Raw genomic sequence first — 22,771 nt, 5'->3', positions numbered from 1 at the left:
GGCCCGCCGGGGCGGTACTCACAGCTTGCCGCCCCGCCCGCCGTCGCGCCGCGCGGGCGCGATCAGCGTCGACAGATACGGCAGGGGAGCCCCGTCGAGGTCGGCGGCAGGCCGGATCGACTCGTCGGTGAGCCCGAGGGCCGACCCCCACACGGCGTCCCCGAGCCGCCCGGTCTCCCGCAACGCCTCCGCGACCTCGCCCGCCTGCCGCCCGAACTTGTACGCGACGACCGTCCCGGGCCCCGCCAGCGCGTCCTTCAGCACCGCGGACCCCGCGGTCACCGGCACCAGCGTCAACGGCTCGGTGCCCTCGGTGAGGACGGCACCCGACCGCGCCGCCAGATCCTGCATGGCGGTGATCCCGGGCACGGTCTCGACGACCACGCCGGGCACCAGCTCCGCGATGGTCTGCGCGAGATACGTGAACGTCGAGTACACGTTCGGGTCGCCGATCGTGGCGAAGGCGACCGCCCGGTGCTCCCGCAGCAGCCCCGCGACCCGCTCGCCCGCCGCGTCCCAGGCGGCCTCCCGACGCCCCCGGTCCGTCCGCTCGTTCAACGCGAACACGACCCGGACGACCTTCTCCTCGGGCACGTAGTGCAGGACCGTCGCCTCGGCCCGCCCCCGTTCGCCCGTGTCCATCACGGGTACCACGACCACCTCGGCGGCCCGCAGCGCGTTGACCCCCTTCACGGTCACCAGCTCCGGATCGCCCGGCCCGACCCCCACTCCGATCAGCCTGCTGCTCATGACGTCCGGCACCTCTCCACGAACCGACGGGCCACACCGGGCTCGGACGCCCAGTGCGTGTGCAGATAACTCGCGTGCACACCTTGTTGTACGAAGCCTTCGACCCGCCGCTCGGGGGCACGCACACCCCACGCGGGCGCCGCCCCCGCCCCCGGCTCGACGACGGTCCGGTGAAACTCGTGCCCCCGCAGGCGCGTCCCGGCGACGGCCAGCACACTGTCGCTCACGGCGACGGCGTCCCGGTAGCCCAGGGTCAGCCGCTCCGACATCCGCGCGGTCGCGTCCAGCACCCCGCACATCGGCCGCCCGTCCAGCTCCCGGCACAGATACAACAGCCCGGCACATTCGGCCGCGACCGGCGCCCCGGACTCCGCGAGCGCGGCGACGGCCTTCCGCAACGGCTCGTTGGCGGACAGCTCAGCGGCGTACACCTCGGGGAAACCGCCGCCAATGACCAGGCCGGCGGTGTGCTCCGGGAGTTGTTCGTCCCGAAGTGGATCAAAGGTGACCACCTCGGCACCGGCAGCGGTCAGGAGTTCTGTGTGCTCGGCATAGGAGAAGGTGAACGCCTCCCCGCCGGCGAGGGCCACCACGGGCCTGTGCTTCTCGGCCGACCGAGACGGGTGGTCGTGGGTGGGCAAGTCGGGGGTCCAGGGGGCAGAGCCCCCTGGGAGGGCACCGGCAGCACGGGCCAGCGCTTCCAACGCCCCCAGGTCACACCCTTCGGCCACCTGCGCAGCCATGGCCTCGACGGAGTCGACCGCCGCACCCTGCCGTTCGGCAACAGGAACCAGCCCGAGATGCCGAGAGGGCGTGGACACCTGCCCGGCCCGCCGCAACGCACCCAGCACCGGCACCCCGGAAGACTCCAACGCCTCCCGCAACAACGACTCGTGCCGGTCCGAGGCGACCTTGTTCAGGATCACGCCCCCGACCCGCACCTCCGGATCCCACGAGGCGAACCCGTGCACCAGCGCCGCGACGGACCGCGACTGCGACGACGCGTCGACGACCAGCACCACCGGCGCCCGCAGCAGCTTCGCGACATGAGCGGTGGACGCCAGTTCACCCTCCCCGGCGGCCCCGTCGTACATCCCCATGACACCCTCGACGATCGCGAGGTCGCACCCCCGCGCCCCGTGCAGGAACAGCGGAGCGATCAACTCCGGCCCGCACAGATACGCGTCGAGGTTCCGCCCCACGCGCCCGGTGGCGAGCGCGTGATACCCGGGGTCGATGTAGTCCGGCCCGACCTTGTGCGGGGACACGGCGAGCCCCCGCGCGGCGAACGCGGCCATCAGCCCCGTGGCAACGGTGGTCTTGCCGCTGCCCGAGGAGGGCGCGGCGATGACCAGCCGTGGGACGGAAGAGGTCACCACTCGATGCCCCTCTGTCCCTTCTGCCCGACGTCCATGGGGTGCTTGACCTTGGACATGTCGGTCACGAGGTCGGCGAAGTCGACGAGCTTCTCGGGCGCGTTCCGCCCGGTGATCACCACGTGCTGGGTGCCGGGCCGGTTCCGCAGGACGTCGATCACCTCATCGGTGTCGACCCACCCCCAGTGCATGGGGTAGGCGAACTCGTCGAGGACGTAGAGCTTGTACGTCTCGGCGGCCAGGTCCCGCTTGACCTGCTCCCAGCCCTCGCGGGCCTTCTCCTCGTTGCTGAGGTTGTCCCCCTGAAGATCCCGCTGCACCCAGGACCAGCCCTCGCCCATCTTGTGCCAGTCGACGGAGCCGCCCTCCCCGGACGCCCCCAGCACCCGCAGCGCGTTCTCCTCGCCGACCTTCCACTTCGCCGACTTGACGAACTGGAACACCCCGATGGGCCACCCCTGGTTCCAGGCGCGCAGCGCGAGCCCGAAGGCGGCGGTGGACTTGCCCTTGCCGATGCCCGTGTGCACGACGACCAGCGGCCGATTACGCCGCTGCCGCGTCGTCAGTCCGTCGTCCGGCACCACACTCGGCTGCCCCTGCGGCATTACGCGGCCCTCCTCTGTACGTCCTTGACCAACCCGGCGATCGAGTCCGCCCGCAACTCGTCCAGCGTCACCGCCGTACCGCCCAGCTCACCGGCCAGCTGCCCGGCCAGCCCCAGCCGCACGGGCCCGGACTCGCAGTCCACGACCACGGAGGCGACCCCCTCGGCGGCGAACAGCCGAGCCGCCCGTGAAGCCAGCGCGACCGGCTCGGGCCCGCCCGTGGCCCGCCCGTCCGTCACGACGACGACCAGCGGCCGCCGCGCGGGATCCCGCAGCCGCTCCACGCGCAGCACGTCGTGCGCCTTGAGCAGCCCGGCCGCGAGCGGTGTCCGCCCGCCGGTCGGCAGCGTCTCCAGCCGGGCCGCCGCCGCGTCCACGGAGGACGTCGGCGGCAACGCCACATCGGCGGCCGACCCCCGGAAGGTCACCAGCCCCACCTTGTCCCGCCGCTGGTAGGCGTCGAGCAGCAGCGACAGCACGGCGCCCTTGACGGCGCTCATCCGCTGCCGCGCCGCCATCGAGCCGGAGGCGTCCACCACGAACAGCACGAGGTTGCCCTCACGCCCCTCCCGGGTCGCCTGCCGCAGATCGTCCCGGCGCACGACGAGCCCCGGCCCCGACCGGCCCCGCGCCCGCTGGTGCGGCGCGGCCGCCTGCACGGTCGCCGCCAGATGCAGTTTGGTGAGCGTCCCCCGGGGCCGCCGCGCACCGGTCGTCCGCCCGTGCTCGGTCCGCGCCCGCGAACGCCGCCCGGCGGCACCCTCACCGATGCCGGGCACGCTCAGCGCCTTCGTACGGAAGGGCTCGGAGGCGCGTACGGCGGACTGCTCGGCAGCCCCCGACGGCTGCGGTTCGCCCCCCTCACCGGCCTCGGGCCGCGCGCCCGTGTCACCGCCCTGCGGGCTGTCGGAGCCGTCCTGCGGCGGCTGCCCGCCGCCCCCACCGGGCCCGTCGGGCCCGGGATCGTCGTCCTCCGGCTCCCCGAACTCCTCCAGCGTCTCGTCCAGCTTGTCCTCGTCGAGCCCCGGAGCATCGAAGGGATTCCGCCGCCTGCGGTGCGGCAGCGCGAGCAGCGCCGCCTGCCGTACGTCCTCCGCGAGCACCTCGGTCCGCCCGGCCCAGGCGGCCAGCGCGGTCGCCGTACGCGCCATCACGATGTCGGCACGCATGCCGTCCACCTCGAAGGCCGCGCAGGTCGCCGCGATCTGCCGCAGCGCCCCGTCGCCCAGCCGCACCGACGGCAACAGCTCCCGCGCGGCCACGATCCGCGCCCGTACGGCGGCCTCCTCGTCGGCCCACTTCGCCGCGAACCCGGTGGGGTCGTCGTCGTAGGCGAGCCTCCGCCGCACGACCTCCACCCGCTGGTCGGGCTCCCGCGAGGCGGCCACCTCCACGGTCAGCCCGAACCGGTCCAGCAACTGCGGCCGCAGTTCGCCCTCTTCGGGGTTCATGGTGCCGACGAGCAGGAAACGGGCGGCGTGCCGTACGGAGACACCCTCACGTTCGACGTACGAGGCGCCCATCGCGGCCGCGTCCAGCAGCAGGTCGACGAGGTGGTCGTGGAGCAGGTTGACCTCGTCGACGTACAGGATCCCGCGGTGCGCGTCGGCGAGGAGCCCCGGCTCGAACGCCTTCACGCCCTCCGCCAGCGCCCGCTCGATGTCCAGCGCGCCGACCAGCCGGTCCTCGGAGGCACCGACGGGCAGCTCGACCATCCGGGCCGGCCGCTCGATCCCGCCGCCGGCCTCGTGCGGCCCGTCCGGGCACGCGGGGTCCGGCTTGGCCGGGTCACAGGAGAAACGGCACCCGGGGACGACCGGAACCTCGGGCAGCAGCGCGGACAACGCCCGCACGGCCGTGCTCTTCGCGGTGCCCTTCTCCCCTCGGACCAGCACACCGCCCACGGCGGGAGAGACGGCGTTCAGCAGCAGCGCGAGCCGCAGGTCGTCCTGCCCTACGACGGCTGTGAACGGGAAGGGGGTACTCACGCGGCGATCACTCCTTCGGGTTCTTCCTGTCGCAGGTGCAGGCGCTGCGACCGTTCAGCTGTCACGGTCGAAGCCTGGTCCCCGCCGAGGCGGGGGTGGTCCGACGTACTCTGCGCTGAGTCGCTCGTACATCCAGTGCTCCCCGCCGTCGCGGGGGTGACGGAGGGGATCATTCGTTCCCCTCCAGGTCTCCCTCAAGTTCGAGGTAGGTCGCCCGGAGTCGGTCCAGGGTCTCCTGGTCCGGCTCCGCCCACAGCCCGCGGTCTGCCGCTTCCAGCAGGCGCTCGGTGATGCCCCTAAGGGCCCACGGGTTCGAACGCTGCATGAACTCCCGGTTCTCCGGGGCGAAGACGTATTCGCCGGCCAGCTTCTCGTACATCCAGTCGTCGACCACGCCCGCCGTGGCGTCGTAGCCGAAGAGGTAGTCGACGGTCGCCGCCATCTCGAAGGCACCCTTGTAGCCGTGCCGCCGCATCGCCGCCATCCAGCGCGGGTTGACCACGCGGGCGCGGAAGACGCGGTGGGTCTCCTCGCCCAGTGTCCGCGTCTTGACCTGGTCCGGGGTGGCCGAATCGCCCACGTAGGCCTCGGGGCTGGCGCCCGTCAGATGGCGCACCATGGCCACCATGCCGCCGTGGTACTGGAAGTAGTCGTCGGCGTCGACGAGGTCGTGCTCACGGGTGTCGACGTTCTTCGCGGCCACGGCGATCCGCTTGAACGCCGTCTCCATGTCGCCCCGCGCGGCCCGCCCGTCGAGCCCGCGCCCGTAGGCGTAACCGCCCCACACCGCGTACACCTCGGCGAGGTCCGCGTCGGAGCGCCAGTTGCGGGCGTCGATCAGCGGCAGCAGACCGGCGCCGTACGCGCCCGGCTTGGAGCCGAACACGCGGGCCGTGGCCCGGCGCCGGTCGCCGTGCTCGGCGGTGTCCTCGTCGGCGTGGGCCTTCACGAAGTTGAGGTCGGCGGGCTCGTCCAGCTCGGCGACCGCCCGCACCGCGTCGTCGATCAGTCCGACGACGTGCGGGAACGCGTCCCGGAAGAACCCGGAGATACGGACCGTCACGTCGATGCGCGGCCGGCCCAGCTCGGCCGGCGGAACGATCTCGAAGCCGGTCACCCGCCTCGACGCGTCGTCCCACACCGGACGGCAGCCCAGCAGCGCCAGGATCTCCGCGATGTCGTCGCCCTGGGTGCGCATGGCGGACGTACCCCAGACCGTCAGACCGACGGACTTCGGGTACTCGCCCGTGTCCTGGAGGTAGCGCTGCACCAGCGAGTCCGCGAGCGACTGGCCGACCTCCCAGCTCAGCCTCGACGGGATGGCCTTGGGGTCGACCGAGTAGAAGTTCCGGCCGGTCGGCAGCACGTTGACCAGTCCGCGCGTCGGCGAACCGGACGGACCCGCCGGGACGTAACCGCCGTCGAGGGCGCGCAGGATGTGACCGATCTCGTCGGTGGTCCTCTCCAGCCGGGGTACGACCTCGGTGCAGGCGAACTCCACCACCGCGACCGCGTCACGGAGTTCGGTGCCGAGCACCTCACGGACGAGGGCCGGAGCGGCCGCCACGTCCCAGGCCCGGGACTCCATCCCCTCCGCGATCCGCCGGCACAGCTGCTCAAGGAGGTCGATCGCATCGGCCGCCGTACGGGAGGGGCCCTCCACCAGGTCCGTCAGCTCCACCGGCACCTTCGCCGGCGCGCCCGGCTCGGCCAGCAGCTCCTTCTCGACCAGCCCGAAGTGCTCGGCCAGCGACGCCCGCAGACCCGGCAGCGCGTTCGCCTGCCCGCCCCACACCTGCGAGGCCCGCAGCACGGCCAGCACCAGGTTGACGCGCGGCTCACCGACCGGACCACCGCCGAGGATGTGCAGCCCGTCGCGGATCTGCACGTCCTTGATCTCGCACAGATAGCCGTCGATGTGCATGACGAACTCGTCGAAGTCGTCGTCGCCGGGCTGCTCGTCCACATGCAGGTCGTGGTGGAGCTCGGCCGCCTTCACCAGCGTCCAGATCTGGGCCCGTACCGCCGGTGCCTTGGTCGGGTCCAGGTCGGAGACGAGCGCGTACTCGTCGAGCAGCTGCTCCAGCTTGGCCAGGTCGCCGTAGGTGTCGGCGCGTGCCATCGGCGGCACCAGGTGGTCGACGACCGTGGCGTGCCCGCGCCGCTTGGCCTGGGTGCCCTCACCGGGGTCGTTGACGATGAAGGGGTAGATCAGCGGGAGGTCGCCGAGGACCGCGTCCGGCGCGCATCCGCCACTCAGTCCGAGCCCCTTGCCCGGCAGCCACTCCATGGTGCCGTGCTTGCCCATGTGGACGATCGCGTCGGCGCCGAAACTGTTCTCCAGCCAGCGGTAGGCCGCCATGTAGTGGTGCGACGGCGGCATGTCGGGGTCGTGGTAGATCGCGATCGGGTTCTCGCCGAAGCCGCGGGGCGGCTGGATCATCACGACGACGTTCCCGAACTGGAGGGAGGCGAGCACGATGTCGTCGCCGTCGACGTACAGGTTGCCCGGCGGCTCGCCCCAGGCCTCCAGCATCCCGTCCCTGAGCTCCGGGTCGAGCTTGTCGAACCAGGCGCGGTAGTCGGCGAGCGGCACCCGCGCGGGGGCGGCGGCGAGCTGTTCCTCGGTGAGCCACTCCACGTCGTGACCACCGGCGTTGATGAGCCGGTGGATCAGCTCGTCACCGTTGTCGGGGTGCCCTTCGACGACGTACCCGGCGTCCCGCAGCGCGTCCAGCACCCGCACGGCCGATGCCGGGGTGTCGAGCCCGACCGCGTTGCCGACGCGCGAGTGCTTGGTCGGGTAGGCGGTGAACACGAGCGCGAGCTTCTTCTCCGCGTTCGCCTTGTGCCTCAACTGCGCGTGCCGTACGGCGATCCCGGCGACCCGCCCGGCCCGCTCGGGGTCGGCGGCGTAGACGGGGACGTCGTCGGGGCCCTGCTCCTTGAAGGAGAACGGCACGGTGATCAGGCGCCCGTCGAACTCCGGGATCGCGACCTGCATCGCCGCGTCCATGGGGGAGAGGGCGGCGTCGGACTCGTCCCAGGTGGCGTGCGAGGAGGTGAGGCAGAGCCCTTGCAGCACCGGGATGTTCAGTTCGGCGAGCGCCCCGATGTCCCAGGACTCCTCGTCGCCGCCGGCCGAGGCCTGCGAGGCGTGGGTGCCGCCGGCCGCGAGGACGGTGGCGACGAGGGCGTCGGCCCGGCCGAGGATCTCGTACAGCCCGGCGTCGGCGCCGCGCAGCGAACCGCAGTACACCGGAAGGGCGTTGGCGCCCCGTGCCTCGATCGCGTCGCAGAGGGTGTCCACGAAGGCGGTGTTGCCGCTGAGTTCGTGCGCCCGGTAGAACAGCACGCCCACGGTCGGCCGGCCGTCCTGGAACACGCGGTCCCCGTGGACGCCGTACTCGGGCATCTTCTGCGGCTCGACGAACCCCTCGCCCGTCAGCAGCACGGTGTCGGACAGGAAGCGCGCCAGCTCGGTCAGGTTGGCGGGCCCGCCCTCGACGAGATACCTGAGCGCCTCCGCCACGACACCGGCGGGCACCGACGACTCGGACATCAACTCCGCGTCGGGAACCGCCTCCCCGCCGAGGAGGACGGTCGGGATGCCGGACGCCTTCAGGGCCGCGAGCCCGTCCTCCCAGGCCCGCTTGCCGCCCAACAGCCGCACGACGGCGATGTCCGAACCCTCGATGAGGCCCGGGAGTTCCTCCGCGGCATCCACCCGCGTCGGATTGCCGATCCGGTACGAGGCCCCCGAGGCGGCCCGGGCCGCCAGGAGGTCCGTGTCGGCGGTCGACAACAACAACACTGTGCTCATGCGGGCGCTCCCGGTGGAATGAAAGGCAGTCCTTGCGGCGCGCCGGACTCGATGAGTCGCCACAGCGCGTCCGTGTCCGCGTGCTGTTCGATCAGGTCGCCGAGCCGGTCGAGCTGCTCCTCGCGCAGCGCGGCGAACGAGGTGTCGGGGGCCGGCACGAAACGGCGGCCCGCGGCGGCCGCCACCTCGCGCAGGAAGGCCCGCCGGAACCCGTCCGACTCCAGCGAACCGTGCCAGTGCGTGCCCCAGGTCTGACCGACCCGGCAGCCGTCCAGGCTGTGTCCTCTGTCATCACGGATGAACGCCTCTCCTGCGCCGATCTCGGCGACCCCGTGATGGATCTCGTACCCCTCGACCCGCTCGCCGAGGGCTTCCCCCACCGGCCGGGTGAGGGTCTTCTCGCGGGCGAACCGCACCCGCACGGGCAGGACTCCGAGCCCGTCGACGTGCCCGCGCCGGCTCTCGACCTCGTCCTCGATGTGCTCGCCGAGGATCTGGAAGCCGCCGCAGACGCCGAGGACGGGCCGCTGTTCCGCGGCCCTGCGCCGGATGGCCTCCGCGAGCCCCCGCTCCCGCAGCCACTCCAGCGCCCGTACGGTCCCACGGGTCCCCGGAATCACGACGAGGTCGGCGTCGGCCAGCTCCTCCGGCCGGTCCACGAACCGCACGACGACACCCGGCTCGGCGGCGAGGGCGTCCACGTCGGTGAAGTTGGACATCAGGGGGATCGCGCAGACGGCGACGCGCAGCACGTCCTCGCCGACGGGCGGCGCGGTGTTCGACTCCCGCACCGTCCCCCGCAAAGAGACCCTCAGCCCGTCCTCCTCGTCGATGCCGAGCCCGTGCCGGAACGGGAGAACCCCGTACGTGTGCCGCCCGGTGAGCCCGTGCAGCATGTCGAGCCCGGGTTCGAGCAGGGAGACGTCACCGCGGAACTTGTTGACCAGGAACCCGGCGACGCACTCCTGGTCCTCGGGCGACAGCAGGGCGACGGTGCCGAAGAAGGAGGCGAAGACACCGCCGCGGTCGATGTCGCCGACGACGAGCACGGGGAGCCCGGCGTTGCGGGCGATCCCCATGTTGACGATGTCCGTCCGCCGCAGATTGATCTCGGCGGGACTCCCGGCCCCCTCACAGATCACCGCGTCATACGTGCCCCGCAACTCGGCGAGACAGTCCAGCACCGTCCCGAGCAGCTTCTGCTGCCGCCCACCGTGGTAGCCCCGCGCGCTCAGCTCGCCCACGGGCTTCCCGAGCAGCACGACCTGACTGCTCTGCTCCCCGCCGGGCTTGAGCAGCACCGGGTTCATGAGCGCGGTCGGCTCGACCCGACAGGCCTGCGCCTGCATGGCCTGCGCCCGCCCGATCTCGGCACCCTCCCGTGTCACGAACGAGTTCAACGACATGTTCTGCGCCTTGAACGGCGCGACCTTGACGCCCTGGCGCACCAGCCACCGGCAGATCCCGGCGGTGACGACACTCTTACCGGCGTCGGAGGTGGTGCCGGCGACGAGGAGACCCCCGCTCATGACCTGTGCCCCTTTGCGATCAGCCGTCCGGCGACGCACACGCCGAGCGCGAGCAGACCTACGCGCCGGGAGAGCCGTGCGGCCCGCTCGATGTCGCCCGTGGCGACCGCGCGTCCTTCTCCGTTGAGCACGGGCCGGTGTTCGACCCTGCCCCCGTACGACAGTGTTCCGCCCAGCCGCACCCCGAGCGCCCCCGCGAAGGAGGCCTCGACGGGCCCGGCGTTGGGGCTCGGGTGCTTGTCCGCGTCCTCCCGCCAGGCCCGTACGGCGCCCCGCGGGTCGTCCCCGGCCGCGGCGGCGAGTACGGCGGTCAGCCGCGCCCCCGGCCACCCGGCGAGGTCGTCGAGCCGGGCGGAGGCCCACCCGAACCGCCGGTACCGGGCGGACTTGTGACCCACCATCGCGTCCAGCGTGTTGACGGCCCGGAACGCGAGCAGCCCCGGGACCCCGCCCACGGCACCCCACACCAGGGCGCCCACGACGGCGTCGGAGGTGTTCTCGGCGACGGACTCCACGACGGCCCGCGCGATCCCGTCGGCGTCGAGCGCCTGCGGATCCCGCCCGCACAGATGCGGCAGCCGCGCCCTCGCCCCCTCGATGTCCCCCGCTTCGAGGGCGCGCCCGACGGCCCGTGCCTCCCGGCCGAGGGTGGTCCCACCGACCACGGCCCAGGTGGCGCAGGCGGTGAGGACGACGGAGCCGGCCGGGGAGCGCCGTACAGCCTTCTCGGCCATGGCCCCCAGAGCAGCCACCCCGCCCACGCACACCGCGGTGTGCAGCGCCCCCCACCCGCGGTGGTCGCGCCACAGCACCCGCTCGACGGCACCCGCGGCCCGCCCGAACGCGGCGACCGGGTGTCCGCGACGGGGATCGCCGAGGAGCAGGTCGCCGAGGAGGCCGGCGGCGGCGCCGTACGCGAAGACGCGATCGGCACCCATCGGCTCAGCCGGCCGTGGGGTCGTGGGGGTCGGGCAATGACCTGGTGCTGGACCTCGATCGGCAGCCGAGCATGGCGATATGTCCTCACTCAGGGTGTCCGCGCCCTGGTTCGACGAGACCGGCGGTGAGAGTTCCTGGCTCCCGGGGGTTCCTACCCCGGTGACAGTGGCGGGACCGCGCCGGATTCTCACCGGCTTCCTCTCCTGCCGCCGTACATGGCTCCGGCAGTCCACCACGGCCCCGGAACGGCCGTCAACTTGCTGTTGACCTGCGACGGGAGAGTGTGCAGAACCCCACACGCGAGCCGTCGAGGGCGTCACACACGCGTGGGGTGCGGGACGGCGAACCGTCCCGCACCCCACGTGGTGCCCAAGTGCCGCCGGTCAGGCGACGATCAGGGAGATCCCGTACGCCACCGCCGCCGCGCACGCCGCGAAGCACACGTACGCGCCGGTGACCGCGAGAGCGGCGGAGCCGCCCTGGGCCGCGGCCCGTTCGCGCCGGGAGAGGCCGGTGATGCCGAGGGTGAACAGGGCCACGAGGGCCACGGTGACCACGAGGCTGACCCCGAAGACGGAGCCGAGAGCCGCCCAGTCGATCTTCATGCTGTCTCTTCCTTCGTGCCTGGCGCGGTGCGGCTCAGACGGTGGTGGTGGCCGGCGGGGCGGACTCGGCCGCGGGGGCCGGGATCGTCGCCGACAGGTCCTCGGCGACCGTGCCCGCGGGCGGCGGGCTCACCACGGCGATCGCGGTGGTCACCACGCCGGGCGGCTCCTCGGAGTCGTTGACGTTGCTGTGGTCGACGACCTCGCGGCGCGAGATCTTCCAGATCGCGGCGCTGGAGGCGATGAGGAAGACGGCGACGACGGCCGTGCCCCAGTCGCCGAAGCCGGTCACGTACTCAGCGAGCGCGCCGACCAGGGCCGCGGCCGGGAGCGTGAGGCCCCAGGCGACGAACATGCGGGTGGCGGTCGACCAGCGGACCACTCCGCCCTTGCGGCCGAGGCCCGCGCCCATCACCGAGCCGGAGACCGAGTGGGTGGTGGAGAGGGAGAAGCCGAGGTGGGAGGAGGCCAGGATGACCGTCGCCGCGCTGGTCTGGGCGGCGAAGCCCTGCTGCGGCTGAAGGTCGGTCAGGCCCTTGCCCATCGTGCGGATGATGCGCCAGCCACCGAGGTAGGTGCCGAGCGCGATGGCGAGGCCCGCGGAGAGGATGACCCACAGGGGCGGGTCGGAGTCGGGGGCGACGGCGCCGCCGGCGACCAGGGCGAGGGTGATGATGCCCATCGTCTTCTGGGCGTCGTTCGTGCCGTGCGCGAGGGAGACCAGGCCGGCGGAGGCGATCTGGCCCGCGCGGTAGCCCTTCTCGGCGGCCTTGCCGTCGGCCTTCTTGCCGAGGGTGTAGGACAGCCGGGTGGCGAGCATCGCGGCGACGCCCGCGACGATCGGGGCCGCGACCGCCGGGATCAGGACCTTGGTGACGAGCGCGTCACCGTGGACCGCGCCCACACCCGCCGAGGCGATGGTGGCGCCGATCAGACCGCCCATCAGGGCGTGCGAGGAGCTGGAGGGCAGGCCCACCAGCCAGGTCAGCAGGTTCCAGAGGATCGCGCCGACCAGGGCGGCGAAGATGACCTCGGGACGGATGCCGGTCTCGTCGACGAGACCCTTGGAGATCGTGTTCGCGACCTCCACTGAGAGAAAGGCGCCGACAAGGTTGAGCACGGCGGACATGGCCACCGCGACCTTGGGCTTGAGCGCACCGGTGGAGATGGTTGTGGCCATCGCGTTGGCGGTGTCGTGGAAACCGTTCGTAAAATCGAACGCGAGTGCGGTTACCACCACAATCGCGAGGATCAGCGAGAAGCTTTCCATTTACCCAGGCAATCGTTCGAAGTCATTGGCTGGACGACCGTAAGTAACCTGAGTGAACGGAAGATGAACTGGGGCGGGCGTCGAAGTGTCGCAAACGGAAGGTCGCCGCTCCGTTCCGGAACGACGGCCCGCGCGCCCTCCGCTCATGAGCCGCGGGCGAACTCCCGCAGGTCGCTCCCCGAGCCGTTGAAGACGTTCTGGTCGCCCGGGAGACTGCCGCCGTTGTCGTACTGCCAGAACGTCCAGAACGACCAGCCGGCGGGCAGCGCCCCGGCGTCGGCCGAGCCGTAGCGGGCGATCCACAGGGCGTGGTCGGCGGCGAAGGCGCTGCTGCCGCCGGTGCAGGTGTTCCACCAGTGGGTGGTCGTGTAGATCACCGGACGCCGGCCGGTGAGCCGCTTCACCTCGGCGCTGAACGACGCGATCCAGCCGACCATGCCCGCCTTGCTCAGGCCGTAGCACTTGTGCCTCTTGTCGTAGGGGTTGTACTCGACGTCGAGCGCGGGCGGCAGCGTCCAGCCGTCCGCGGTCCAGCCGCCGCCGTTGTGTACGAAGTGCGCCGCCTGCGCCCTGCCCGACGACTTGTCCGGCAGTGCGAAGTGGTACGCGCCACGCATCAGGCCCGCCTCGCGCGAGCCGTTGTACTGCTGGTCGAAGCGCGGGTTGCGGTAGCCCGTGGACTCGGTCGCCTTGATGTAGACGAACCGGGCGCCCTGGGCCTTCGCCCGCTGCCAGTCCACGTTCCTCTGGTGGGCGGAGACGTCGTGCCCCTTCGGCAGGGTCACCGCCGATGCCGGTATCTCGACGAGTGCGGTGCACCCGATGGCGAGGGCCGTCACGTGCGCCGCGAACACGCGGACGCGACGGCGGGACGCTGTGCGGTCACGAGTCATGGTTTCCCCCCCAGACAAATCCCCCGAAGAGTATGTGAGGGTCAGTGAAAAGCAGCCAACTTCCGGCCAAGTCATAGGGAAAGCGGTTTATATCGACATGTGCTCTGCCGGAGGTGTGGCTTCCGGCCTGAAGTGCCCGCTCCGAGGCGCGCCGGGGCCTGCCCCTGGCAAGATCGCCGCATGGCCGAGCAGTCGAGGGACCAACGGGGTGAACGGGATGTACGCGATGCGCGAGGGCGCGTGGAGGAGGCGACGGCCTGGGAGGCGCTCGTCGCCACCGCCCGGCGGACCGTCGCCGACGGCCTGGTCGTCGGAACCTCCGGCAACGTGTCGGTCCGCGTCGGCGACACCGTCCTGGTGACACCCTCGGGCGTGCCGTACGACCGGCTGACTCCGGACGACATGACCGGCGTCGACCTCGACGGGCGGCAGGTGCTCGGCACGCTGGTGCCGACCAGCGAACTGCCCATGCACCTCGCGGTGTACCGCACGACCGACGCCCGCGCCGTCGTCCACACCCACGCCGTGCACGCCACCGCGGTCTCCACGCTCGTGACCGAACTCCCGTCCGTCCACTACATGGTCGGCGCCCTCGGCGGCCCCGTCCGCGTCGCCCCCTACGCGACCTACGGCACCGACGAGTTGGCCGAGAACGTACGCGTCGCCCTGGCCGACCGCTCCGGCTGCCTCCTCCAGAACCACGGGACGATCACCTACGGCGCCACCCTCGACCAGGCCTACGACCGCACGGCCCAGCTCGAGTGGATGTGCCGCGTGTGGCTCACGGCGTCGTCGGTACCCGGCCTGAGCCCGAGCCTGCTGTCGGAGGAACAGCTGGCGGCGGCGGGGGAGCGGCTCAGGGGGTACGGGCAGCGGGGGTGACGGGAAGGGGTGACGGGTGACGGGCGACCGAGCGAGCCTGGTCGGCGCCTGCCGGGGTACCGCAATGGGGTGAGCCTTCTCGTCGCCGTGCGCCGTCGCCTCTCCGGGGCAGTCCCCGCAGCGCGTCCGCTGTCGCGCCCCGCGCCACCTCTCGCGCCAGCCCTCGCGTCACTCCGTACCGCCGTACCGCTGGCCGGTGACGGGGCGCGCCGGGACACTGGAGCCGTGCGTACTGTCAAAGCGACGGCCGCCGCCGTCACCGCAGTCCTGGCAGCCGGTGCGGCCAGCGTCGCCGTCGGCCGGTTTGCGAGCGACGCGGCGCTCCGTCCGACCCCGGGCAGGCCGCTGCCCACGGAGCCCCGGCTCACCGTGCACGGCACGGCCGCGGGCCGCATCACCCTCACCCGCGCCCTGGCCTCCCAGCGCCCCGGCACCTACGGCCTCGCCGGCGACGGCTCCCACGCGGTCGTCGGCGCCGTCCTGGACAGCACCCCGCACACCGCCGACACCGTCGTACGCCGCCTGGAACGCGTCACCCACGGCACCCTCCACCCCGGCGACGCGGTGTGGTTCACCCCCAACGTCCACGTCGGCAACCCGAGCACCGCACTCGGCCTGGACCACGCCGACATCGACGTCCCCGGCGAGCTCGGCGCACTGCCGGCCTGGTTCGTGCCCGGCGCCCGCGACACGTGGGTGATCGCGGTGCACGGCCTGGGCACCACCCGGGAACAGACGATGAACGTCATGGAGTTCCTGCACCGCCACCGCCTGTCGGTGCTCGCCCTTGCCTACCGCGGCGACCTCGGCGCGCCCCGCTCGCCGGACGGCCTGCACCACTTCGGCGAGACCGAGTGGCGCGACGTGGACGCGGCGATCCGGTACGCGGTGCGATACGGCGCCGAGCGCGTCGTCCTGTACGGCTGGTCCACCGGCGCCACCATGGCGCTGCGCGCCGCCGCGCACTCCGGACTGCGCGAACGGGTCTCGGGGCTGGTGCTGGACTCCCCGGTCCTCGACTGGGAGACCACGGTACGGGCGCTCGCCGCCGCCCGCCGGACACCGGGCGCGCTGCTCCCGCTGGCCGTTCGGGCCGCGCAGGGCCGCACCGGTCTCGACGGCCGTCGCGTCGCCGAGGCCGCCGACCCCGACCGGCTCCGGGTGCCGACCCTGATCGTCCACGGCCCCGACGACACGATCGCCCCCTGGACCACCTCCCGCCGCCTCGCCGCCCGCCGCCCCGGCCTGGTGGCCCTCCACACGGTCCCCCAGGCCCCCCACAGCGCCATGTGGAACGCCGACCCCCAGGGCTACGAGGAGGCCCTGCGCCGCTTTCTCACCCCGTTGATGTGACTCCCTTGATGTGACTCCCTGCCTCTGATCGCGGCGCCGTCCCCCGGGCCCCGGTTCCACACCGGTCGTCCTCATTCCGTTTAAGGCCGGACGACTGGCCTGATCTCGGCCCCGAGCCCCCCGCGGGACCCCGTGCGTTGGCCATCCCCGTCGCCCCCCGTGACATTCCGTTTGGGTTTTCGGACCGTCAACCGGAAGACTGCACCCGTGACGTCCCGTATCCCGCGCGACTCCAGGCTTCGACTCGTCCGCCCGCGACCCCTGGCCGCCGCCCCCAGAGCCGTGAACCAGCGGCGCCCGCACCGCCCCGCACCCCGCCCTCCGGAGGGCACACCGGCCCCCGCGGAGCTGGCCAGAATGGCTCGCTCCGGACTGGCCGCCGCGGCCCGCGTCGCCCGCTGGGCCGACGGCTCGCTCGGCCCCGGCCGCGACGGCGCCACCGTCGACGGCAAGGCCACCCTCGCCGACGCGACCGCCGAACAGGCGGCCCGCGAACTCGGCCTGACCGCCGATCAGGTCCGCGCCGACTGGGACACGGCCCGCCTGGCCGGCCTCGTCGAGGTGCACGGCGACAGCGCCCGCCCCGGCTGGCGGCTGCGCGCCTGGGACCGCGACGACAGCGCCGTACTGCGCGGCTGGGTCGCCCTCTTCGACGCCTGGTCGCTCGCCTGTCCCGAGCCCGAGGACGAGGAGCCCGCCGCCGTCGCCGAGGTCGTCTCGGCGATGCCGCAGGTGCTCTCCTTCCTCCAGCTCTCCGCCGGTCCCGTCCCGGTGCCGCAACTCCTGGACCTCCTCCAGCAGCGCGTCACCGAACTGCGCACCGAACGCTGCGAGATCCCCTACGGCCCGCAGCGCCAGCCGGTGTCGCTCGCCGCGGCCGAGCCCGCGGCCCAGCCCCATCCCGCGCACCCCGCCGAGGACACCGAGCTCGCCCCCCTCCTCGACTGGGCCCTGCGGGCCCTCGGTTCCGTCGGCGCGCTCACCTACGGCGACGGACAGGCCACCCTCACGCCGCTCGGCAGCTGGGCGGTCTGGGTGAAACTGGAGCAGATCTGCGTGGCCGCGCAGAGCCCCGCCGGGAACATCGAGCAGGCCGCCGAGGACATGCTGCGCGGCTGCGCCCAACTGCGCCCCAACGCGGCCCGCGCCGAGTACCGCGCCTGGCTCGCCGCCCGCCCCGTCGGCAACGCCGTCACCGAGCTGCTGGTCGCCGCCCGCGGCGAGGACGCCCTGCTGCGCGGCCTCGCCTTCGAGGCGCTGCGCGTCGTCGGCGCCCCCGCCGAGCCCGACGTACGGGCCGTCGTCGAGGATCCCGCGCTGCGGCCCTACGCCCTGCTGTGGCTGGCCGAGCACGACGGCGTGGACCCCGAGGACGCCCACGAGGTGCTCACCCGCGAGGAGGCCACCTGGCTGTGGGTCGACACCGCCGCCGCCGTCGCCGACCACGGCGAGGCCCCGATGCTCGTCCGGCATCTGGAGTCCGCGCTGCAGCCGACCGTGCCCGCGCTCCTCGACGAGGTGCGCGCCGTCGGACACCCCCGCACCGTGCAGGTCCTCGTCGCGCTGGCCGCCGCCCACCCCGACCCCGCCCTGGCCAAGGCCGTGCGCCGCGCGGCCTTCCAGGTGCACACCGGGGGCAGCTGACCGGCCGGGCCCCCGGCGGCCCTCTCAGCCCGCTGTCTCGGGGGCGTAGGTGCCGAAGCTCCAGATGTTGCCCTCGAGGTCGCGGGCCATGTAGTCCCGCGAGCCGTAGTCCTGGTCCGTCGGGGGCATCAGGATCTCCGCGCCGTGCTCCACGGCCCGCCGGTGGTGTGCGTCGACGTCGTCCACGACGACGTACACCCCGCTGGGGCCCGCGCCCTTCATCGCCGTGCCGAAAACACCGCCGGTGCCCTTCGAGCCGAGCATCACCGCGCCGTTGCCCTGGGTGAGTTCGGCGTGCAGCACCAGGCCGTTCTCGCCCTCGTACACGGACAGTTCCGTGAACCCGAAGGCCTCGGTGAGCTGCCTGATCGCCGCCTTGGCGTCCGCGTACACCAGCGTCGGGTACAAGCTCGGGCGTCCGCCGCTCCTGCCTGCCATGCCGATCACTCCCTCGTGATCCCTGCTGTGGTCCCCGCCGTGAATCCCCTCGCCGCCCAGTCTCGCAGCGCCCACTGACAACGGCCCCCGGAAGCCGCGGCCCAGCGGCTCGAACACCTGAACACAGAAAAAGTGGTTGCACGGCCCCGTTAGAATGGCCCCCATGGCCATTCTCCTCGCGCATTAGACGGCGGGAACGTCCTCAGCCGCCCATCCCGCCAACGACCCCGCACTGGAGTCTGTCCGTGATCTCCGCCTCCGGCATCGAGCTGCGCGCCGGTGCCCGTGTACTCATCGAGTCCGCCACGTTCCGAGTCGCCAAGGGCGACCGCATCGGCCTGGTCGGCCGCAACGGCGCCGGCAAGACCACCCTCACCAAGGTCCTCGCGGGCGAGGGCATCCCCGCGGCGGGCCAGGTCACCCGCTCCGGCGAGGTCGGCTACCTCCCGCAGGACCCCCGCACCGGCGACCTCGACGTCCTCGCCCGCGACCGCATCCTCTCCGCGCGCGGCCTCGACGTCCTGATCCGCAAGATGCGCGAGAACGAACAGCGCATCGCCAACGGCCAGGGCGCCACCCGCGAGAAGGCCCTCAGGCAGTACGAACGCCAGGAGACGGAGTTCCTCACCAAGGGCGGGTACTCCGCCGAGGCCGAGGCCGCCACCATCGCCGCCGCGCTCAACCTGCCCGACCGGGTGCTCGCGCAGCCCCTGCACACGCTCTCCGGCGGTCAGCGCCGCCGCATCGAGCTGGCCCGCATCCTGTTCTCCGACGCGGACACCCTGCTCCTCGACGAGCCCACGAACCACCTCGACGCCGACTCGATCGTCTGGCTGCGCGACTACCTCAAGACCTACCGCGGCGGCTTCATCGTGATCTCCCACGACGTCGACCTGGTCGAGACGGTCGTCAACAAGGTGTTCTACCTGGACGCCAACCGCGCCCAGATCGACGTCTACAACATGGGCTGGAAGCTCTACCAGCAGCAGCGCGAGGCCGACGAGAAGCGCCGCAAGCGGGAACGGCAGAACGCCGAGAAGAAGGCCGCCGCGCTGCACTCCCAGGCCGACAAGATGCGCGCCAAGGCCACCAAGACCGTCGCCGCGCAGAACATGGCGAAGCGGGCCGACCGGCTGCTCGCAGGCCTCGATGCGGTCCGCGTCTCCGACAAGGTCGCCAAGCTCCGCTTCCCGGAGCCCGCGCCCTGCGGCAAGACCCCGCTGACGGCCGAGGGCCTGTCGAAGTCGTACGGCTCGCTGGAGATCTTCACCGACGTCGACCTGGCGATCGACAAGGGTTCCAGGGTCGTCATCCTCGGCCTCAACGGCGCCGGCAAGACCACCCTGCTGCGCCTGCTGGCGGGCGCCGAGCAGCCCGACACCGGCGCGGTCGTCCCCGGGCACGGCCTGAAGATCGGCTACTACGCCCAGGAGCACGAGACCCTCGACCCCGAGCGCACGGTCCTGGAGAACATGCGCTCGGCCGCCCCCGACATGGACCTCGTCGAGGTCCGCAAGGTGCTGGGCTCGTTCCTGTTCTCCGGCGACGACGTCGACAAGCCGGCCGGTGTCCTCTCCGGCGGCGAGAAGACCCGTCTCGCGCTCGCCACGCTGGTGGTCTCCTCGGCGAACGTGCTGCTCCTCGACGAGCCGACCAACAACCTCGACCCCGCCAGCCGCGAGGAGATCCTCGGGGCGCTGCGCACCTACAAGGGCGCGGTCGTCCTCGTCACCCACGACGAGGGCGCGGTCGAGGCGCTCCAGCCGGAGCGGATCATCCTGCTGCCGGACGGCGTCGAGGACCTGTGGGGTGCCGACTACGCCGACCTCGTCGCTCTGGCTTGATCCACTGCCTATGGATCATTCGGCCCATCCGTGATCCATCATCTGTGTGAGATCTCCTCGTATCGAGGTGTGTCCTACACGGATTTCGCGGCCGATCCCTTTGTCGACAAGGGATCGGCCGTTGCGCGTCTCTGACCTGGTATTTCGTGAAAGAACCCGTTCGGCCGTACGGATATACACGTCTGGAATCGTCGATTCCGTTTGTGGGGACGTACTCCTGTCGTCACAACCCTGTCGCACGGACCTTGCCGAATGGGTGGCCATCAGGGCCCGGAGGGGTGATCATGAGGGGACCAGAGCGCACTTCCCATGAGGAGGACCGGGTGGCCGAGACTCTGAAGAAGGGCAGCCGGGTAACCGGCGCCGCGCGCGACAAGCTCGCGGCAGACCTGAAGAAGAAGTACGACTCCGGTGCGAGCATCCGAGCGCTGGCCGAGGAAACCGGCCGCTCGTATGGCTTCGTACACCGGATGCTCAGCGAGTCGGGCGTCACGCTTCGTGGGCGTGGCGGAGCAACGCGGGGCAAGAAGGCCGCATCGTCCTGACTCCGGGCGGCCCATCGGCTTCGATGGTGGCCACCCGGTCGATTGATTGATCGGCCGGGTGGTTACTGTGCAGTCACTTAGCTTCGCTCTGCTGACCGCACTCATCGGAGGCGCCCCATGGCCACGTCCGGCCAGGAACTCGTTCCCCTGCTCGACAAGGACGGCGTACGGCTCACCGTCGACGACGCGCTCGCCACGGTGACGCTGACCAACCCGGCCAAGCGCAACGCACAGAGCCCCGCCCTGTGGCGGGCGCTCGCCGAGGCCGGGCGGTTGCTGCCGGGCTCCGTCCGCGTGGTCGTGCTGCGCGGTGAGGGCAAGTCCTTCTCCGCAGGGCTCGACCGGCAGATGTTCACGCCCGAGGGGATCGAGGGCGAGCCGTCGTTCATCGAGCTCGCCCGCAGTGCCGACGCCGAACTGGACGCGGCCATCACCGAGTTCCAGGAGGGATTCACCTGGTGGCGACGGAACGACATCGTGTCCATCGCCGCCGTACAAGGACATGCCATCGGTGCGGGCTTCCAGCTCGCGCTCGCCTGTGACATGCGGGTCGTCGCCGACGACGTGCAGTTCGCCATGCGCGAGACCAGTCTCGGGCTCGTGCCCGACCTCACGGGCACGCATCCGCTGGTTTCGCTGGTCGGGTACGGCCGTGCGGTGGAGATCTGCGTGACCGGGCGGTTCGTGCGCGCGGAGGAGGCGGTCAGCTCAGGGCTGGCGAATCTGGCGGTGCCGCTGGAGGAGCTGGACGGGGCGGTAGCGGACCTCGCGGGGGCGGTTCTGGCCGCGCCGCGCGACGCCGTGATCGAGACCAAGGCGTTGCTGCGCGGTGCCGGGGGCCGTGGGTACGACGAGCAGCGTGCCGCTGAGCGGGCCGCTCAGGCTCGGCGGTTGCGGGAGCTGGCCGGCGTCGGCGAAGGCGAGCAGCCGGTGATCAGCCGACGGTCGTGACCAGTACCGCCACCGTCGGGTGATCCGGCAGCGACTCCGACACCGCAGTGCGTACCGCGCGGGCCACCTCCACGGCTCGGTGGTCCGCCTGGACGGCGATTTCCACGCGTGCGTGTCGGCGGGGCAGGGCGGCCGGGGCATCGGCGCGGTCCTCGAAGTGGATCGCGCGGCCCAGACCGCCCAGGGTGCCGGTCAGGCGGGTCACGCCGGGGACGGCCAGGGCGGCTGTGACCGCGCGGGACTCCTCGGGGGACGTGTCCGGTCCGGCCTCCGGTGGCTCGGGCGGGTGTACGGGTTCGGGTTCCGGAAGTTCGTCCAGCAGGGCCGTCACCCGCAGGTCGATCTCCGTCACCGCCAGGCCCAGGCGTTCCGCCGAGGTCGCCAGGGCCGCGCGCAGGTGGGAGGCGACCGTGGGCAGCGGCTCGGACTGGGCCGTTGCGGTGAAGTCCGCCGTCACTCTCAGGGGGCCGGGCGGCAGGGCGCTCGGCGGCGGGGGAACGGCGGCCTCGTAGGCCCCCTCGGGGTCCGCCGATGCGATCCGCAGGGGGCCCAGGCGCACCCCGCGCAGATCCCGCACGCCCTGCCGTAGCACCGCCTCCGCGGCGCCCTCCGTGATCCACGCGCCGTCGCTCGGGCCGCCCAAGGGCAGGAGCCTGCCGAGGCGCAGCTGTTGCCGTACCGCCTGCGTCCATCCGTCGACCGTCATTCCTCCAGCCTGCCGCATCCCTGGCGCGCAACAGCGCAACGCCGCTTACCGTGGTCAAAGGAAGACAAATCGGAAGGGACGTGCGGCGATGACCGACATCACGGAGCAGAACCGGACGCAAACCTCCGAAGGCGAGAGGGACACGCCGGTACAGACCCGCAAGACCACCAGGCGAGGTGGCGGGGATCCGGCGACCCGGGGGCGGACCACGATCGCCGACGGGGTGGTGGAGAAGATCGCCGGAATGGCGGCACGGGACGTCGTGGGCGTCTATGCGATGGGCGGCGGCCTGTCGCGCACCTTCGGAGCCGTGCGGGACCGAGTGCCCGGCGGGACGAAGTCGTCCGTGACACGCGGCGTCAAGGTCGAGGTCGGCGAGGTGCAGACCGCGCTCGACCTGGAGATCGTCGTCGAGTACGGCGTGTCGATCACCGAGGTCTCCCAGGCGGTTCGCGAGAACGTCATCGCGGCCATCGAGCGGATGACCGGCCTCGAAGTGGTCGAGGTCAACATCGCGGTGAGCGACGTCAAGCTGCCCGACGAAGAGGAAGAGGAGCCGGAGTCCCGGCTCCAGTGACCCATTCAGGAACCGGGCCGGCGGGCCGGCCGACGGACGGACAGGCTGAGGAG

Annotated in this window: 19 protein-coding genes and 1 riboswitch; of the genes, 7 read left to right on the top strand and 12 right to left on the bottom strand. The window is 72.2% G+C overall.

What is annotated here, in order from left to right; all coding sequences use genetic code 11:
- Positions 1 to 18: 18 nt before the first annotated feature.
- The 10 genes from cobI to ACGFNV_RS20055 all read right to left on the bottom strand — a co-directional run bounded on the left by cobI (position 19) and on the right by ACGFNV_RS20055 (position 13,778).
- Positions 19 to 750, bottom strand: a complete 732-nt coding sequence (gene cobI, locus ACGFNV_RS20100) for a precorrin-2 C(20)-methyltransferase (protein ID WP_393624209.1) — start codon at positions 748 to 750, stop codon at positions 19 to 21.
- On the bottom strand, positions 747 to 2,129 hold the full coding sequence (locus tag ACGFNV_RS20095; protein ID WP_393624208.1) for a cobyrinate a,c-diamide synthase: 1,383 nt from the start codon (positions 2,127 to 2,129) through the stop codon (positions 747 to 749). The genes cobI and ACGFNV_RS20095 overlap by 4 nt, the downstream gene beginning before the upstream one ends.
- On the bottom strand, positions 2,123 to 2,731 hold the full coding sequence (gene cobO, locus ACGFNV_RS20090) for a cob(I)yrinic acid a,c-diamide adenosyltransferase (protein ID WP_393624207.1): 609 nt from the start codon (positions 2,729 to 2,731) through the stop codon (positions 2,123 to 2,125). The genes ACGFNV_RS20095 and cobO overlap by 7 nt, the downstream gene beginning before the upstream one ends.
- Entirely contained in the window at positions 2,731 to 4,719 is a 1,989-nt protein-coding gene (locus tag ACGFNV_RS20085) for a putative cobaltochelatase (RefSeq protein WP_393624205.1), read from the bottom strand. The genes cobO and ACGFNV_RS20085 overlap by 1 nt, the downstream gene beginning before the upstream one ends.
- A gap of 169 nt (positions 4,720 to 4,888) precedes the next feature.
- Complete coding sequence (gene cobN, locus ACGFNV_RS20080) at positions 4,889 to 8,542, bottom strand: cobaltochelatase subunit CobN (protein WP_393624203.1); 3,654 nt, start codon at positions 8,540 to 8,542, stop codon at positions 4,889 to 4,891.
- Complete coding sequence (locus ACGFNV_RS20075) at positions 8,539 to 10,071, bottom strand: cobyric acid synthase (RefSeq protein ID WP_393624202.1); 1,533 nt, start codon at positions 10,069 to 10,071, stop codon at positions 8,539 to 8,541. The genes cobN and ACGFNV_RS20075 overlap by 4 nt, the downstream gene beginning before the upstream one ends.
- Positions 10,068 to 11,009 (bottom strand): cobalamin biosynthesis protein, encoded by a 942-nt coding sequence (locus tag ACGFNV_RS20070; protein WP_393624200.1) that lies wholly within the window; start codon positions 11,007 to 11,009, stop codon positions 10,068 to 10,070. The genes ACGFNV_RS20075 and ACGFNV_RS20070 overlap by 4 nt, the downstream gene beginning before the upstream one ends.
- 129 nt (positions 11,010 to 11,138) lie before the next feature.
- A riboswitch (cobalamin riboswitch) is annotated at positions 11,139 to 11,212 on the bottom strand.
- Between the two features lie 181 nt (positions 11,213 to 11,393).
- Positions 11,394 to 11,615 carry a hypothetical protein gene (locus ACGFNV_RS20065; protein WP_393624199.1) on the bottom strand — a complete coding sequence of 74 codons (222 nt, stop codon included), beginning with the start codon at positions 11,613 to 11,615 and terminating at the stop codon, positions 11,394 to 11,396.
- Between the two features lie 34 nt (positions 11,616 to 11,649).
- Positions 11,650 to 12,885, bottom strand: a complete 1,236-nt coding sequence (locus ACGFNV_RS20060; protein WP_393624197.1) for an anion permease — start codon at positions 12,883 to 12,885, stop codon at positions 11,650 to 11,652.
- 143 nt (positions 12,886 to 13,028) lie between these two features.
- Entirely contained in the window at positions 13,029 to 13,778 is a 750-nt protein-coding gene (locus tag ACGFNV_RS20055) for a lysozyme (protein ID WP_393624195.1), read from the bottom strand.
- Between the two features lie 180 nt (positions 13,779 to 13,958).
- On the opposite strand from ACGFNV_RS20055, the gene ACGFNV_RS20050 reads away from it, so the two are divergent.
- The 3 genes from ACGFNV_RS20050 (at position 13,959) to ACGFNV_RS20040 (ending at position 17,657) form a co-directional block, all read left to right on the top strand.
- Positions 13,959 to 14,660, top strand: a complete 702-nt coding sequence (locus tag ACGFNV_RS20050) for a class II aldolase/adducin family protein (RefSeq protein ID WP_393624193.1) — start codon at positions 13,959 to 13,961, stop codon at positions 14,658 to 14,660.
- 225 nt (positions 14,661 to 14,885) lie between these two features.
- Positions 14,886 to 16,013 (top strand): alpha/beta hydrolase, encoded by a 1,128-nt coding sequence (locus ACGFNV_RS20045; protein ID WP_393624191.1) that lies wholly within the window; start codon positions 14,886 to 14,888, stop codon positions 16,011 to 16,013.
- A 207-nt stretch (positions 16,014 to 16,220) separates the two neighbouring features.
- On the top strand, positions 16,221 to 17,657 hold the full coding sequence (locus ACGFNV_RS20040; RefSeq protein WP_393624189.1) for a hypothetical protein: 1,437 nt from the start codon (positions 16,221 to 16,223) through the stop codon (positions 17,655 to 17,657).
- Between the two features lie 24 nt (positions 17,658 to 17,681).
- Here ACGFNV_RS20040 and ACGFNV_RS20035 read toward each other — a convergent pair whose 3' ends face one another.
- Positions 17,682 to 18,095 (bottom strand): VOC family protein, encoded by a 414-nt coding sequence (locus tag ACGFNV_RS20035; protein ID WP_393624188.1) that lies wholly within the window; start codon positions 18,093 to 18,095, stop codon positions 17,682 to 17,684.
- A 245-nt stretch (positions 18,096 to 18,340) separates the two neighbouring features.
- Between ACGFNV_RS20035 and ACGFNV_RS20030 the strand changes: the two genes are divergently transcribed.
- The 3 genes from ACGFNV_RS20030 (at position 18,341) to ACGFNV_RS20020 (ending at position 21,435) form a co-directional block, all read left to right on the top strand.
- Entirely contained in the window at positions 18,341 to 19,939 is a 1,599-nt protein-coding gene (locus ACGFNV_RS20030) for an ABC-F family ATP-binding cassette domain-containing protein (RefSeq protein WP_393624187.1), read from the top strand.
- A gap of 323 nt (positions 19,940 to 20,262) precedes the next feature.
- Complete coding sequence (locus ACGFNV_RS20025) at positions 20,263 to 20,484, top strand: helix-turn-helix domain-containing protein (RefSeq protein WP_004002281.1); 222 nt, start codon at positions 20,263 to 20,265, stop codon at positions 20,482 to 20,484.
- Between the two features lie 117 nt (positions 20,485 to 20,601).
- A complete protein-coding gene (locus ACGFNV_RS20020) occupies positions 20,602 to 21,435 on the top strand; it encodes an enoyl-CoA hydratase/isomerase family protein (protein ID WP_393624185.1) in 834 nt (277 codons plus the stop codon).
- Here ACGFNV_RS20020 and ACGFNV_RS20015 read toward each other — a convergent pair.
- Entirely contained in the window at positions 21,419 to 22,141 is a 723-nt protein-coding gene (locus ACGFNV_RS20015) for a nucleopolyhedrovirus P10 family protein (RefSeq protein ID WP_393624183.1), read from the bottom strand. The two genes, ACGFNV_RS20020 and ACGFNV_RS20015, sit on opposite strands and share 17 nt — an antisense overlap.
- 88 nt (positions 22,142 to 22,229) lie before the next feature.
- Here ACGFNV_RS20015 and ACGFNV_RS20010 point away from each other — a divergent pair, with 88 nt between their 5' ends.
- Positions 22,230 to 22,718 (top strand): Asp23/Gls24 family envelope stress response protein, encoded by a 489-nt coding sequence (locus tag ACGFNV_RS20010; protein WP_393624181.1) that lies wholly within the window; start codon positions 22,230 to 22,232, stop codon positions 22,716 to 22,718.
- Positions 22,719 to 22,771: the final 53 nt, after the last annotated feature.

Origin of the sequence: Streptomyces sp. NPDC048751, assembly GCF_043198595.1 — a bacterium.
Classification (GTDB): domain Bacteria; phylum Actinomycetota; class Actinomycetes; order Streptomycetales; family Streptomycetaceae; genus Streptomyces.
The sequence above is the reverse complement of the archived record's forward strand: the minus strand, read 5'-3'. Positions and strand labels throughout refer to the sequence as shown.